The organism is Bradyrhizobium sp. SHOUNA76, from assembly GCF_023006445.1.
Classification (GTDB): domain Bacteria; phylum Pseudomonadota; class Alphaproteobacteria; order Rhizobiales; family Xanthobacteraceae; genus Bradyrhizobium.
In genome coordinates, this window is sequence record NZ_JALBHA010000123.1 from 1 (window position 1) to 14,172 (window position 14,172).

Genomic DNA, 14,172 nt, shown 5'->3' on the forward strand with positions numbered 1-14,172 from the left:
TGGGACGGCATGGCTTCGCTGCTGGCGCTGAACGCGCCGCCCTCCAAGCGCGGCTGGTACGCGATGGTGCCGCAGCTCGGCGCGCCGCTCGGTCTGATCGTGGCGAGCGCGCTGTTCGCCTATTTCGCGGGTAACCTCTCGGCCGACGATTTCTTCGACTGGGGCTGGCGCTATCCGTTCTTCGTCGCGTTCGCCATCAACGTCGTGGCGCTGTTTGCGCGCCTGCGCATGGTGACGACCGAGGAATATTCCTCGCTGTTCGAGACCCGCGAATTGCAGCCCGCGCGCATCTCCGACACGGTCGCGCGCGAAGGCCAGAACATCATGCTCGGGGCGTTTGCGCCGCTCGCGAGCTTTGCGCTGTTCCACATGGTCACGGTGTTTCCGCTGTCCTGGGTGTTCCTGTTCACCCGTGAAAGCCCGGTGCGCTTCCTGATCATCGAGATCGTCGCCGCCGTGTTCGGTGTCGCCGCGATCGTGATCTCCGGCATCATCGCCGACCGCGTCGGGCGCAAATCGCTGTTGATGGGATCGGCGATCGCGATCGCGATCTATAGCGGCTTTGCCCCGCAGCTGCTCGACGCCGGCGCGTTCGGCGAGACCATCTACATGGTGATCGGCTTCATCCTGCTTGGCCTGTCCTTCGGCCAGTCCTCCGGTGCGATCGCCTCGAACTTCAAGCAGGCGTACCGCTACACCGCCTCGGCGCTGACCTCGGACATGGCCTGGCTGTTCGGCGCCGGCTTCGCTCCGCTGGTGGCGCTACTGCTCGCCACCAATCTCGGCGTCATCGCCTCGGGTGCGTATCTCTTGTCCGGCGCGTTCTGGACCCTGCTCGCCCTCTGGCTCAGCGGCCAGCGCGAGAAGGGCGACATGGACGCGGGCGGCTAAAGCATGATCCGGAAAAGTGCGCAGCGGTTTTCCGAAAAGATCATGCTTAAACAACAACCTAAAGCGCGGTGACGATTCATCCTAATCGCATCGCGCTTTAGGCTCGCGCGTTCGCCGCCGCATCATAGGCTTCGTAGGATGGGCAAAGGCGCATCGCGCCGTGCCCACCATCCGTCGATGATTGCGAGGTGGTGGGCACGCTTACGCTCTGCCCACCCTACGGCGCCGGAGTTTGTTGGTTCGAGATCCCGGGTTCGCTGCTCAAGCGCGCCCCGGGATGACGTGCGGCTTAGCGCACGTCAATCCGCCACGATCTTCACGCGGTCACGCACCTTCACCTGCGCGGTGCGATCGAGCCCGTTCAGCACGCGAAAACGCTCGGCGGGGTGATCGACGCCGGCCATGCGGTGGGACAGCGACTCCACGGTGTCACCGGGCTGCACGGTGATGACCTTGATGCGCAGCGGACGCGCGGCCTGGATCTCGTCGAGCGTCAGGCGGCGGAATGAATTGACGGTCTCCCGCGCGTTGCGCTCGCTCTCGGTCGATTTCTGCCGTGTCGCGAAGATGAAGCGATAGACGTCGCTGCCGAAGCGCAGCGCATAGACCTTGAACTGCCACTGGTCGCCCTTGGCGGTGGCGGACGCGGCCGGGAAGCCATTGATGGTGATGTCCTCGGTCGACGCCTTCTCGACGCCCTCCATCCAGCCGGAATTGAGGTAGTCGCCGAGCGACTGCTCGGCCGGCACGCGCACCACGTCGAAACGCATCGCCTGCGCGCCGCCCTCGCGCACGCCGATCACGGCCTGGGCGGTGTTGTCGAGCGTGAAATTGTCGGGCGTCTGGAAGGTGAAGCCGAGCTTCGGATGCAGGAATCGGCGGCCGCGCACGAAACCTTCACTGGGGTCTTCGCCGTAGACGAGATTGTCGATCGCAGCGAGATAGGTCTCGCGGTCGCGCTCGGCGCCCTCCGGGGCAGTATATTGCCGCGCAATGGTCTGCGCGTTCTGCACGCGCTCCGGGGTCGCCGGATGCGACGAGGTGAAATCCTGTGCGCGCGGATCGAGCGAGCTCTTGCCGGCCTTCAGCTCGGCATTGCGTTCCATCGCCGACAGGAACCGTGCCGCACCGTATGGGTCGAAATGCGCCTTGGCGGAAATGCCGACGCCGATGCCGTCGGCCTCGAACTCCTGCTTGCGCGAAAAGCTCGCCATGGTGAGCTTGGTCTTGGCCAGTGCGAGCGCGGTGAGATCGGGATCGTTGCTCATGTCGGTGACGACGCGGGTGACGATCGCGGCCTGGCGGGCCTGGTCCTCGCGCATCGCGGCGTGCTTGGACAGCACATGCGCCATCTCGTGGCTGAGCACGGAGGACAATTCCGACGTATCGCTCGCAAGCGCAAGAAGCCCGCGCGTGACATAGAGCTGGCCGTTCGGCAGCGCGAAGGCGTTCACCGCGCCGGAATTGAGGATGGTGACCTTGTAGCCCTGGTCGGGACGATCGGAGGCGGCGACGAGGCGATCGACGGTCTTGCTGACGAGTGATTCGAGCCTGGGGTCGTCATAGGTGCCGCCATAGCTCGTCAGGATGCGCTCGTGCTCCTTCTCGGTGGCGGGGGTCTGGGCGACGGCCGGCTTCGGCTTCGGCATCGCGACCGTCGCCGGGGTAGCCGCCGTCTGGAACCGGCCCATATCGCCGCAGCCCGCAAGCGCCGTACCCAGCACAAGGCATAGCGCGGCCGGCGCCGCCCGCAGGCGGCGGCGTTCGTTCCGTACGTGCCGTTCTAGCACCCCATTCACGTCGCTTAACCCGTGCCTGGCCCTCGTTAAGGCCTTACCCCAGTAGGCTCGTTTGCGCCCAGCAATTCAACCTGTCCCAAGAGACGCACATCGATCCGCGGCCCCGTATTCCCCTCGACCCAGCCCCGGACTCGAATACGTTTACTTTCCAAGGACTTAAGGGGGATGCCAGCGTTTTCAAACGCCGGTAGCGTGCGCTTTGAAATAGTCGCGGCAAAGCCGCGTGTCCAGTTTCGCCCGAAGTTGAGGTAGGTCATTGCCCCAGCTTGCCGGACCGACAGGACTTTGCCCTCGACCACCATAAACCGCCCGATCCCCGCCAAAATATCGTCCGGACTTTCCGCGTTTTTTATGGCCGACGGGTCAGCCCAGCTGCCCTTTTTTTGGTGCCGTGCTGCGACCTCCGACGCCATCAGGGCGGCCGCGCAGTCCTTGTCCGTGATCTCGGCGGAGACCATGGCCTCGCCCTGGGAGAGTAGCATGGCCTGCACCGAGGTGTCGCTTTCGCCGATGAAGACCAGCGCGCCCTGGCGGCCGTAGCGGTCGGGCGTGTCGTCGGTGCCGCGGAGCGTCACGTCCCGGCCGGCGAGCAGCGACGCCAGCGCCTGCTTCGTGGTCGCGGTTGGTTCTATGCCGGCGAGACGGATCTCGCGTCCGTCATCGAGACGGACGCTGCGCGCATCGACGATGGATGCGACGCGGCCCTCGCCTTGGGACTCGAATTGGCACGGCGCCGCGAGCGCGGCGGGACTCGCGACGAGAAAAATGGCGACGATGAAGTGAAGCAGCCGCGTCACGTTGCCCGGAGAGGTTGCGTTACGCTTCGACATTAACCCAAACGGTGCCAACAACGAAGGGGCCCTCGTGGGCAAAGCGAAGCGTGCCCACGTCTTCGGTTCGTCGCTCGGGCTCGTGGGCACGGCGCTGACGCGCCTTTGCCCACCCTACGACACCTCGTGTGACGGCTCGTTGTTGTCTCGCACCCGTCATTGCGAGCGTAGCGAAGCAATCCAGAATCCCTCCGCGGAAGGACTCTGGATTGCTTCGTCGCAAGCGCTCCTCGCAATGACGTGGAAACATCTTCCGTCCTCTCACCATTCCGCTTTGCGGAAAACATGCGCGGCAATCCTGCTCTCGCAGCGTCCTCGCGCTTGCTGCGCTCTTGCGCATGCGGCATGATTGCGGCAACAGCGATGACCAAGAGCAATAACCAAGCCGCCACCAGAGTACGGCGCGATAAAGGGAGGTCGTTTTCCATGAAGCATGTTTTGTCCGGCATTTTTGCCGCCGCGTTTGCTCTCAGCGCGAGCGCTGTGCAGGCCGAGGACAAGCCACCGCTGAAGATCGGCGGCATCTTGGACATGTCGAGCCTCTATGCCGACATCACCGGCCCCGGCAGCGAGACCGCGGCCAAGATGGCTGTCGAGGATTTTGGCGGCGAGGTGCTCGGACGCAAGATCCAGGTGCTCGCGGCCGACCATCAAAACAAGGCCGATCTCTCCGCCAACATCGCCCGCGACATGCTCGACAACCAGGGCGTCGAGATGATCTACGACGTCGCGGCCTCCGCGACGGCGCTAGCCGCCGGCGAGATCGCCAAGGCGCGCAACAAGATCGTCATCTTCAACGGTCCGGGCTCGATCCGTCTCACCAACGAGGCCTGCGGTCCCTATACCGTGCACTACGTATTCGACACGTTCGGCCAGGCCAACGTGACCGGCCTCGCCGCCGTGAAGTCGGGCCTCGACACCTGGTACTTCCTCACGGCTGACTACGCCTTCGGCCAGGATCTGGAGAAGGACACCAGCGCCGTCGTCACCAAGACCGGCGGCAAAGTGCTGGGCAGCGTGCGCCATCCGCTCAACACGTCGGATTTCTCGTCGTTCCTGCTGCAGGCGCAGGCCTCGAAAGCCAAGGTGATCGGTCTTGCCAATGCCGGCGGCGACACCGTCAACGCCATCAAGCAAGCTGCCGAGTTCGGCATCACCAAGGGCGGCCAAAAAGTGTCGCCACTGCTCGCCTTCGTCACCGACATCGACTCGATCGGGCTCGAGACCGCGCAGGGCCTGCTGCTGGCCGAAGCGTTCTACTGGGACATGAACGACGAGACGCGCGCCTTCTCGAAGCGCTTTCAGGAGCGTGTGAAGCGGCCGCCGACCTCGGCGCAAGCCGGCGTCTATTCCTCCGTGACGCATTACCTGAAGGCGGTGAAAGCGGCCGGGACGACCGACGCGGCCACCGTGATGAAGGTGATGAAGGAAACGCCGATCAACGATTTCTTCGCCAAGGGTGGCAAGATCCGCGAGGACGGCCGCATGATCCACGACATGTATCTGTTCGAGGTGAAGAAGCCGTCGGAGTCCAAGGGCCGCTGGGACGATTACAAGCTGCTCACCACCGTGCCCGGCAGCGAGGCGTTCCAATCGCTGGAGCAGTCGCGCTGCCCGCTGGTGAAGAAGTGACGGCGTGACGATATCACGCCCGTCATTGCGAGGAGCTCTTGCGACGAAGCAATCCAGGACGAAGCAATCCAGACTTGATCCGCGGACACATCTCTGGATTGCTTCGCTTCGCTCGCAATGACGGTGTGGTCATAGCCCGGTCAAACAACAACAAGGGAGACGCCCCATGAACGACATGGTCCTGCAAAAGCTCGAAGGCGGGCTGCTCACCATCACCATGAACCGCCCCGAGCGGAAGAATGCGCTCAACCCCGAGATGGTCGCGGGGTTGGTCGAAGCCGCGCGCCGTGCGGCTGACGATGCGGAGGTGCGTGCGGTGTTGTTCAAGGGCGCCGGCGGCTCGTTCTGCGTCGGCGGTGACGTCAAGTCGATGGCGGCAGGCCGTGCGCCGCTGCCGTTCGAGCAGAAGCTTGCGAGCCTCCGCCGCGGCATGGAGGTCTCGCGCATCCTGCACCAGATGCCGAAACCCGTGGTGGCGCAGCTCGACGGCGCCGCGGCCGGCGCGGGTCTGTCGATGGCGCTGTCGTGCGATCTGCGCATCGCCTCCGAATCCTGCAAGATCACGACCGCCTTCGCCAAGGTCGGCTTCTCCGGCGATTACGGCGGCACCTATTTCCTGACGCAGCTGCTCGGCAGCGCGCGGGCGCGCGAGCTCTATCTGATGTCGCCGGTGCTGACTGCGAAGGAAGCGCATGCGATCGGCATGGTGACGAAGGTCGTGCCCGATTCCGAGATCGACGGCGCCGCGCACGAGCTCGCGCTGTCGCTGGCGCAGGGACCCTCGATCGCGCTCGGCTTCATCAAGCGCAACATCAACAATGCCGAGCATCTCGCCTTGGAGGACTGCTTCGACGGCGAGGCGATCCATCACACGCGCTGCGGCGACACCGAAGACCACAAGGAGGCCGCCAAGGCCTTTGTGGAGAAGCGCAAACCGGCCTTCAGGGGCGCATGACCATGGCGCCCTATATGCGGTTGCGGCAGATCTGCCTGGTCGCGCCACAGCTCGCGCCTGTCGTCTCCGACATCGCGGAGATCATGGGCCTCACCGTGTGCTATCGCGACGGCAATGTCGCCAAATACGGCCTGGAGAATGCGCTGCTCCCGGTCGATACGATTTTGCTGGAGGTGGTCGCACCTTTCAAGGACGGCACCACGGCCGGCCGCTTCATCGAGAAGACCGGCGGCCGCGGCGGCTACATGGCGATCTTCTGCTGTAACGACCCCGACGAGCGCGGACGCAACGCCAATGCGCTCGGCGTCCGAACCGCCAACGTGATCGATCACGCGCCCTATCACGGCGTCCAACTCCACCCCCGCGACTGCCGCGCCGCCTTCATCGAGTTCAACCATACCGAAGGCAGCGACGACATCTTGGGGCCGTATCCGCCGGCAGGACCGGATTGGCAGAGGTGCATCCGCAAGGATGTGACGCAGGCGCTTGCTGGCGTGGAGATGCAAAGCCCGGATCCGCAAGGCCTCGCGGAGCATTGGGGCAAGATCATCGGCGTTGCGCCGAGCGGCGCCGAATTGAAGCTGCCCAACGCCACCTTCCGTTTCGTGAAGGGTGCAAGCGAAATCATGAGCGCGTTGGAGTTTCGCGTGACCGATATCGCGCAGGTGCTGCACGCGGCGCGGGCGAAAGGGCATGCGGTGGCGGGGAATGAGTTCCTGCTGGGCGGAGTGACGTTCCGCGTCAGTTGAATTGTCGGCACATGTCTCACCGCATCGTCATGCCCGGGCTTGTCCCGGGCATCCACGTTCTTGGGCTGCAGTGATGGTGTGAGGAGGGACGTGGATGGCCGGGACAAGCCCGGCCATGACGGATAGAGTGATCGAAAAAGCCAAGGACTCTCAATGCCGCATCCGCTCGACAGCTTCTTCGCTCCCGCCAGCATTGCGCTGATCGGGGCCTCGCGCGATCACGAGAAGATCCCGGGCCGGCTGCTGTCGATGCTGCGCAAGAACGAGTATCCCGGAAAGATCTACCCGGTGAACCCGAACTACGGGGATATCGACGGGCTCGCCTGCTACAAATCGATCGCAGAGATCGGCGCGCCCATCGACCTCGCCGTCATCATCATCCCGGCCCGCGCCGTGCTGGCCGCGCTCGAGCAATGCGCTACCGCCGGCGTCAAGAACGCCGTGATCATCTCCTCCGGTTTTGCCGAGGAGGGCGGCGACAGCGCGGCGATGCAGGATGCGATCGCGGCGCTGTCGAAGCGCACCGGCATGCGGATTTCCGGTCCGAACGCCGAGGGCTTCTTCAGCCAGGTGCAGCGCGTGGCGGCGACCTTCAGTCCCGCCGTCGATGTCAAGCCCGGCGTGGTGCCGCTCGTTGCGACGATGAGGCGGATCGGCATCGTCGCGCAGAGCGGCGGTATCGGCTTTGCCTATTATCATCGCGCGCGGGCACTCGGCCTCGCCGTCAGTTATGTCGTCAGCGCCGGCAATGAATCCGATCTCGGCGCCGGCGAGTTTCTGGATTATCTGGTGCAGGATTCCTCGACCGACGTGATCCTGCTGTTCATCGAAGGCATCCGCGACGTCGAAAAGTTTCTGGCCGCCGCTAGGTACGCGGCGGAGCAGAAGAAGCCGGTCATCGTGACAAAAGTCGGCCGCTCCGGCGCAGGCCAGCGCGCTGCCGCCTCGCATACCGCGAGCATGGCCGGCTGGTCGGCGGCCTATGATGCGGTGTTCGCAAGATACGGCTTCATTGTCTCCAACGATCTCGACGAGGCGCTGACGATCGCGGCCGTGCTTACCAGCAATCCGCTGCCGAAGGGCGATCGCGTTGCCGTCGTCACCGTCTCAGGTGGCGCCGGCATCTGGGGCGCCGATGCCGTGGCGCTGCAAGGCTTGCAGGTGCCGGAGCTTTCCGAGCCGATCCAGGCGGGGATCAAGGCGTTGATGCCGTCCTATGGCACGGCGCGCAACCCGATCGACGTCACCGCGCAGGGCGTCACCTCCGGCGGCCTGCAGAAGAGCGTCGACGTGCTCACCGCCTCCGACGAGGTCGATGCGATCCTGGTCGTGCTGTCGCTGTCGAGCGAGGTGCGCAAGCCGTTCAAGGAAGAGGAATTGACGCCAGTGCTCTCGGCGCAGCACAAGCCGGTACTGTTCTATTCCTACACGGTGCCATCCGACTTTGCGCGCCGTGAGCTCGCCAAATCCGGTGCCGTGGTGCTCACGGGCCTTACGCATGTCGGCGTCGCGATGCGGCAGCTCGTCGACTACGCCAGTTTCAAGTTGACGCCGCCTGCGGACGCCGCGCGGCTGCCGGCGCGCGATCTCTCCGCGCATCTGAAGTCGCCGGTCTTGTCCGAGGCCGACAGCAAGACATTGCTCCGCGCCGCGGGCCTCACGCTGCCGGACGAAGTGCTGGTGAAGGACAAGAGCGAACTCGACGAGGCGGTCGCCCGCGTCGGCTTCCCCCTGGCGATGAAGATCCAGTCGCCCGATATCTCTCACAAGAGCGAAGTCGGCGGCGTGCGCGTCAACATCACCACCAAGGGCGAGGTGTTTCTGGCATTTGAGGCCCTGCTGGACAATGTGCGCAAGCATCGGCCTGAGGCGAGCATTCAAGGCGTGCTGGTCGGCCCGATGGCGAAGCGCGGCGTCGAGATCATCGTCGGCACGATGACTGACGCGACCTTCGGTCCCATGGTGATGGTGGGTCTCGGCGGCATCACCACAGAACTATTCCGCGACGTCATCTATCGTCCCGCGCCGGTGAGTGCGGAGGAGGCGGACGAGATGCTGGCTAGCCTGAAGGCAGCGTCATTGCTGAATGGATTTCGTGGAGCGGCGAAGGCGGACGTGCCGGCTCTATCGCAACTGATCGCCGACATCTCCTTGCTTGCGGCGCGGCATGCAAACGAGATCGCGGAGATCGAGCTCAATCCGGTGCTGGTGCACGCCGAGGGGCAGGGCGTCACGATCGTCGATGCGCTGGTGGTGGGGCGCGGTTAACCCCTCTCCCCTTGTGGGAGAGGGTGGCTCGCCGCATAGCGGCGAGACGGGTGAGGGGTCTCTATCCTCACGAACAGTCCAGCGAGTGGATAGATACCCCTCATCCGGCGCTTCGCGCCACCTTCTCCCACAAGGGGAGAAGGAAGGAAGAAGCTACCTTCCCCTAAAATTCGCCGCGCGCCGTTCTTCCGTGGCCTTGACGCCTTCCTTGAAATCTTCCGTCGCCCGCAACCTGGTCTGTTCGGCGAGCTCGTGATTGGTGGCGGCCATGACGCGATCAGCCAATCCCGCACGCATCGTGGCGCGGGTGGAGAGCAGGCCGAGCGGGGAGCATTCGGCGATCTCGCCGGCGAGCTTCATCGCGGCCGCCTTGACCTGGTCCTGCGGCACCAGCTCGTTGGCGAGGCCCCACTTGACCGCTTCCTCGCCGGTGACGCGGCGGCTGGTGTAGAACATCAGCTCGGCGTTGTTCTTGCCGATCAGCTCGGGCAGCGTCGTTGTCAGGCCGAAGCCGGGATGAAAGCCGAGTTTTGTAAAATTCGCGGAGAAGCGCGCCTCGGGGCAGGTGACGCGGAAATCGGCGGAGACTGCGAGGCCCAATCCGCCACCGATGGCGGCGCCTTGTACGGCCGCGACGATCGGCTTCTTGGCGCGGAAGATGCGAACGGCCTGGATGTAGAGATGGTTGATCGCCCCGAGGCTGTCGGCGGGGTCGCCCTTCTTCTCGGCCTCGCGCGCTTCCTGTGCCTGCCGCGCCGGATCCTGGAAATTGGCACCGGCGCAGAAGGCCTTGCCCTGTGCCGAGAGAACGGAGGCGCGGATCTCGATGTCGCGGTCGAATTCGTCCAGCGCATCCGCGATCTGGTTGATCAGCGAGATGTCGAAGAAGTTCAGCGGCGGGCGGCGGATCTCGATGGTGCCGACGTGCCCGACCTTCTCGACGCCGATGTCTTTGTAAGTGCTCATGATAGTCCTCGATTGATTAGCGCAAACCAAGTCCGCGCGACTAGCGCAGCCCAAGTCCGCGGGCGATGATGCCGCGCAGCACCTCGGTGGTGCCGCCCTGGATGGTGAGTTTCGGCGCGGTCTTGATGGCGAAATCGAGTTGCCGCTCGAGCGTCTCGCGATTGGTCGCGGTCTCCTCGACGAAGGCGGCGAGATCGCGCACGCGGTGCGGCAGCTGCTGCTCCCACACCGTGCCGATGTCCTTGACGATGGACGCCTCGACCACCGGCTCCTTGCCGGCTTCCAGCATCCCGGCCACGGAGACCGACATCCGCCGCATGGTGTGGAGCTGCGCGACGAGGCGGCCGATGCCTTCGGCGCTGCGCGTATCCGGGTTAGGGCCGACCGCGCGCACGAGCTCGGTCAGCACGTAATAAGTTTCGAGGAAGCGCTCGGGACCCGAGCGCTCATAGGCGAGCTCGCTCGTCGCCTGCTTCCAGGCACCATCGACCTCGCCGAGCACGTGATCGTCGGGGACGAAGAAGTCGGTGAAGACGACCTCGTTGAACTCGTACTGGCCGGTGATCTGGCCGATCGGGTTCACCTGGATGCCCGGCTGCTTCATCTTGACCAGGAACTGGGTCAGGCCATGACGGCGGTTTTCCTTGGTCGGCTGTGACGTCCGGAAGATCGCGATCATGTAGTCGGCGATGTGCGCCGACGAGGTCCAGATCTTGGTGCCGTTGATGAGATAGCCGCCGTCGGTCTTGGTCGCGCGCGTCTTCGCGGCGAACAGGTCCGAGCCGGAATTCGGCTCGCTCATGCCGATCGCAAAGCAGATCTCGCCGCGGCAGATTCGCGGCAGGATCTCCATCTTGATATGCTCGGGCGCGTATTTGATCAGCACCGGCCCGCTCTGGCGGTCGGCGACGAAGAAGCGCCGCGTCGGCGCGTTGGCGACGCGCATCTCCTCGGTCACCACGTAACGTTCGAGGAAGGAGCGTTCCTGGCCGCCATATTTCTTCGGCCAGGTCATCCCCAGCCAGCCCTTGGCGCCGACCCGGCGGGAGAATTCCGGCGCGTCGGTGTCCTCGCGGTTGGGCTTGTGCGGATCGAAAGTGCCGGCGGCGATTTCCTCGGCGAGGAAGGCGCGCACTTCCTTGCGCAATTGCTCGCACTTTTCGGGCAGGCGGATCGGATCGAAACGGAGGGCAGCGGTCATTGTTTCTCTCCCTGATCAGCGCGACGCCACGAGTGGCCACAATTCGTCGGCGCCGCGGCTTGCGACCAGCTTGCCGAGCTCGACGGCCCAATGGCTCTCCGAGCCGAAATCGTCGCGCCAGGCCAGCGCCCGCAGCGAATAGCGGTGCAGGATGTGCTCGAGCGTGAAGCCGATCGCGCCGTGAACCTGATGCGCGATGGCGCCGCCCTTTTCCGCGGCTTCCGCGCAGCGGATCTTTGCGGAGGCGGCTTCGAGATAGACCTCGTCGTCAAAACTCTTCGCGTTCGCGATGGCGTCGGCCGCAGAGGTTGCAGCCGCAAGGGCCGCGGCGGATTCACCGGCGAGGCGCGCCAGATTGTGCTGCACCGCCTGAAACTTGGAGATCTTCTTCTCGAAGGCGACGCGCTCGTTGGAATAGCGCACGGAGATGTCGAGCATCGATTCCAGCGCGCCCGCGATCTGCAGGCTCCGCGCAACGCCGCCCATCAGCATCATCGTGGTCTGGTCAAAGCCCTTCGGCGCGGCCTTGAGCGTGACGGACTGGACCTTGTCGAGCGTCACGGTGTCACTGTGGTCGTAGCCGACATTGAGCCCCGCCTCGATCCGAGCCTTGGCCGCGTCGACCAGCGCGATCGAGACGCCGTCCTTGCCATGTGCGAGCACTGCAAAATGCTTGGCCGCCTTCGCAAAAGGTACGCCGCGGGCGCGGCCGGAGAGTGAACCGTCGGCATTCAGGGTGATGCGATCCTTCGGCGATGCCGGCAGCACCGTCATCTCGCCCTCGGGCGAGGCGATCTTCGCCTGCGCCAGCAGCCAGCCGGCCAGCATGGTCTCGGCCAGCGGAACCGCCACGGCGAAACGGCCGGCGGCGTTCAGCAGCGCAAAGCCATCGGCCAAGCCCGCGCCGGAGCCGCCGAGATCATCAGGCACCCAGGACAATGGCAGGCCGGCTTCGCTCAGCGCCTGCCAAAGCGGCCCCTGCCAGGAATTCTTCTTGTCGCTGTTGATCTCTTGCGGATCGGCAAGATCGGCGAAGATCTTCTCCGCGGTCTCGACGACGATGTTGTCACTCTCCGCCACAGCGTTCCCCGTGTTTTGCCGTTGGCGCGTCCCGCCTCGTTGAGCGAACCGCGCAGGTCTTCTTGCGCCCGATGATCCGAAAAAGCCATGGCCCTGACAAGCGTTGATCGCAGGTCAACCTGCGGCGCAGGCATGGGCGAAGAGCCGACAGGGGCTAATTCCGCTTAGCGGAGTTTGCTCGATTTGCAGGGCGCCGCAAACTCGCTAAACAAGGCCAGCTCTTTTCAAGGCTTGCATCAGAACCAAGGGAAGGAAATCCGGATGGCCAAAGACAGCTTGTGTGCAATCGTGACGGGGTCTGCCTCCGGCCTTGGCGCTGCGACGGCGGAAATTCTTGCGCGCAGCGGGGCGCGGCTCGTCATCAACTATTCGTCGAGCCAGAAGGAGGCCGAGGCCACGGCAGAGCTGTGCCGCAAGGCCGGCGCTGCGGAAGTCCTGGTCGCGCAGGGCGACGTTTCCAAGGACGAGGATTGCCGCAAGATCGTCGCGGCCGCCAGCGGCTGGGGCCGGCTCGACATCCTCGTCAACAATGCCGGCACCACCAAGCATGTCGCTCACGCCGATCTCGACGGCTTGTCGGCTGAAGATTTCCAGCGCCTTTATGGCGTCAACACCATCGGCCCGTTCCAGATGGTGCGCGCCGCGCGCAGCCTGCTCGAGGCGGGCGCGAAGGCTTCGGGGCGGCCCTCCGCTGTGGTCAACGTGTCCTCGGTCGCCGGCATCAGCGGCGTCGGCTCGTCGATCGCCTACGCCGCGAGCAAGGGCGCGCTCAACACCATGACGTTGTCGCTGTCGCGCGCGCTGGCGCCGCTGATCCGCGTCAACACGGTATGCCCCGGCTACATCGACACGCCCTGGTTCACCAAGGGGCGCGGCGAAGCCGGCGCCAAGCAGGTGCGCGACAGCGTGGTGGCGAGGGTGCCGCTGAAGGTCGCATCATCAGCGGAGGACATCGCGCAGCTCGTCAGCTTCCTGGCGATGCCGGCCTCCAGCAACATGACCGGCGAGGTCGTGCGCATGGATGCAGGGATGCATTTGATTACGTGAACTCGTCATTGCGAGCGCAGCGAAGCAATCCAGGAATCTCTCCGCGGAGACACCCTGGATTGCTTCGTCGCAAGAGCTCCTCGCAATGACGTCGCGTGGGGCGGCAGCGTGCCAACGGCCTATATCGCTAACCCTTGATCACGCCGCTCGCCACCAGCCGGTGCCAGATGAACAGCACCACCACTGCGCCAATTGTGGCCATGATGAAGCCCGCGCCCTGGTCGGTACTGTAGTGACCGATCGCCTGGCCGATGAAGGTCGCGAGAAACGCGCCGGCGATGCCGAGGATGGTGGTGAGGATGAAGCCGCTCGGATTATTCGGTCCCGGCGCCAGCCAGCGCGCGATGAGGCCGGCGACGAAGCCGACGACGATAATCCACAACAGGCCGCCCATGCTCATGAGTGTGCTCCCCTTCCCGAAAGCGCGTCGATCAAAGTCCGATCAAAGTCTGCCCGAGATCTCGTTCTCGGTCGGCAGCCGTCCGTCCGGCGTCAAATGGTCGATCACCTGCGGCAGATACTGGCTGAGCCCGTTGAGCAATTCGTCGCGCGACAGGCCGCTCTGGGCTGACAGGCTCTCGATCTGATCGGCGCCGAGTGCGTTCGCGAGATCGCCGGGCGCGATGGCCTTGTTCTCCCCCTTGCCGACCCAGGAATTCGCGGCATCGCCGTGGCCGCCCTGCTGGAGCTGGTTGAGGAGATCGCCGAGCCCGCCGCTAAGCACGGTTCCGGCCGCGCCGCCGGCGAGCAAGCC

13 protein-coding genes are annotated in these 14,172 nt (G+C 64.7%); 6 read left to right on the forward strand and 7 right to left on the reverse strand.

What is annotated here, in order from left to right:
- Positions 1–891, forward strand: an 891-nt coding sequence (locus tag MOV74_RS15875) for an MFS transporter (RefSeq protein WP_246923950.1), incomplete at its 5' end; no start/stop codon positions are given.
- A gap of 299 nt (positions 892–1,190) precedes the next feature.
- Here the strand turns inward: MOV74_RS15875 and MOV74_RS15880 are convergent.
- Positions 1,191–2,582 carry a M48 family metalloprotease gene (locus tag MOV74_RS15880; RefSeq protein ID WP_246923952.1) on the reverse strand — a complete coding sequence of 464 codons (1,392 nt, stop codon included), beginning with the start codon at positions 2,580–2,582 and terminating at the stop codon, positions 1,191–1,193.
- A 134-nt stretch (positions 2,583–2,716) separates the two neighbouring features.
- Positions 2,717–3,520, reverse strand: a complete 804-nt coding sequence (locus tag MOV74_RS15885; RefSeq protein WP_246923954.1) for a thermonuclease family protein — start codon at positions 3,518–3,520, stop codon at positions 2,717–2,719.
- A gap of 426 nt (positions 3,521–3,946) precedes the next feature.
- On the opposite strand from MOV74_RS15885, the gene MOV74_RS15890 reads away from it, so the two are divergent.
- From MOV74_RS15890 to MOV74_RS15905, 4 genes are all read left to right on the forward strand, one after another.
- Positions 3,947–5,152 (forward strand): ABC transporter substrate-binding protein, encoded by a 1,206-nt coding sequence (locus tag MOV74_RS15890; protein WP_246923957.1) that lies wholly within the window; start codon positions 3,947–3,949, stop codon positions 5,150–5,152.
- Between the two features lie 166 nt (positions 5,153–5,318).
- Positions 5,319–6,107, forward strand: coding sequence for an enoyl-CoA hydratase (locus MOV74_RS15895; RefSeq protein WP_246923961.1), 789 nt, complete (start codon positions 5,319–5,321; stop codon positions 6,105–6,107).
- Between the two features lie 2 nt (positions 6,108–6,109).
- Positions 6,110–6,856 (forward strand): hypothetical protein, encoded by a 747-nt coding sequence (locus MOV74_RS15900; protein ID WP_246923965.1) that lies wholly within the window; start codon positions 6,110–6,112, stop codon positions 6,854–6,856.
- A 153-nt stretch (positions 6,857–7,009) separates the two neighbouring features.
- On the forward strand, positions 7,010–9,124 hold the full coding sequence (locus tag MOV74_RS15905; RefSeq protein WP_246923968.1) for an acetate--CoA ligase family protein: 2,115 nt from the start codon (positions 7,010–7,012) through the stop codon (positions 9,122–9,124).
- Between the two features lie 153 nt (positions 9,125–9,277).
- Here the strand turns inward: MOV74_RS15905 and MOV74_RS15910 are convergent, their stop codons facing one another.
- Genes MOV74_RS15910 through MOV74_RS15920 form a run of 3 tightly spaced genes read right to left on the reverse strand, consistent with a single transcriptional unit; the run spans position 9,278 to position 12,371 of the window.
- The gene (locus MOV74_RS15910) at positions 9,278–10,090 is read right to left on the reverse strand and encodes an enoyl-CoA hydratase/isomerase family protein (RefSeq protein ID WP_246923971.1); all 813 of its coding nucleotides are present in this window, start codon (positions 10,088–10,090) and stop codon (positions 9,278–9,280) included.
- Between the two features lie 40 nt (positions 10,091–10,130).
- Complete coding sequence (locus MOV74_RS15915) at positions 10,131–11,291, reverse strand: acyl-CoA dehydrogenase family protein (RefSeq protein ID WP_063198062.1); 1,161 nt, start codon at positions 11,289–11,291, stop codon at positions 10,131–10,133.
- Between the two features lie 15 nt (positions 11,292–11,306).
- Positions 11,307–12,371, reverse strand: coding sequence for an acyl-CoA dehydrogenase family protein (locus MOV74_RS15920; protein ID WP_246923975.1), 1,065 nt, complete (start codon positions 12,369–12,371; stop codon positions 11,307–11,309).
- Between the two features lie 261 nt (positions 12,372–12,632).
- On the opposite strand from MOV74_RS15920, the gene MOV74_RS15925 reads away from it, so the two are divergent.
- Positions 12,633–13,418, forward strand: a complete 786-nt coding sequence (locus MOV74_RS15925) for an SDR family NAD(P)-dependent oxidoreductase (protein ID WP_246923978.1) — start codon at positions 12,633–12,635, stop codon at positions 13,416–13,418.
- 127 nt (positions 13,419–13,545) lie between these two features.
- Here the strand turns inward: MOV74_RS15925 and MOV74_RS15930 are convergent, their stop codons facing one another.
- Both MOV74_RS15930 and MOV74_RS15935 read right to left on the reverse strand, forming a co-directional pair.
- A complete protein-coding gene (locus MOV74_RS15930; RefSeq protein ID WP_246923981.1) occupies positions 13,546–13,818 on the reverse strand; it encodes a GlsB/YeaQ/YmgE family stress response membrane protein in 273 nt (90 codons plus the stop codon).
- Positions 13,819–13,860: 42 nt separating this feature from the next.
- Positions 13,861–14,172, reverse strand: a 312-nt coding sequence (locus MOV74_RS15935; protein WP_246923983.1) for a YidB family protein, incomplete at its 5' end; no start/stop codon positions are given.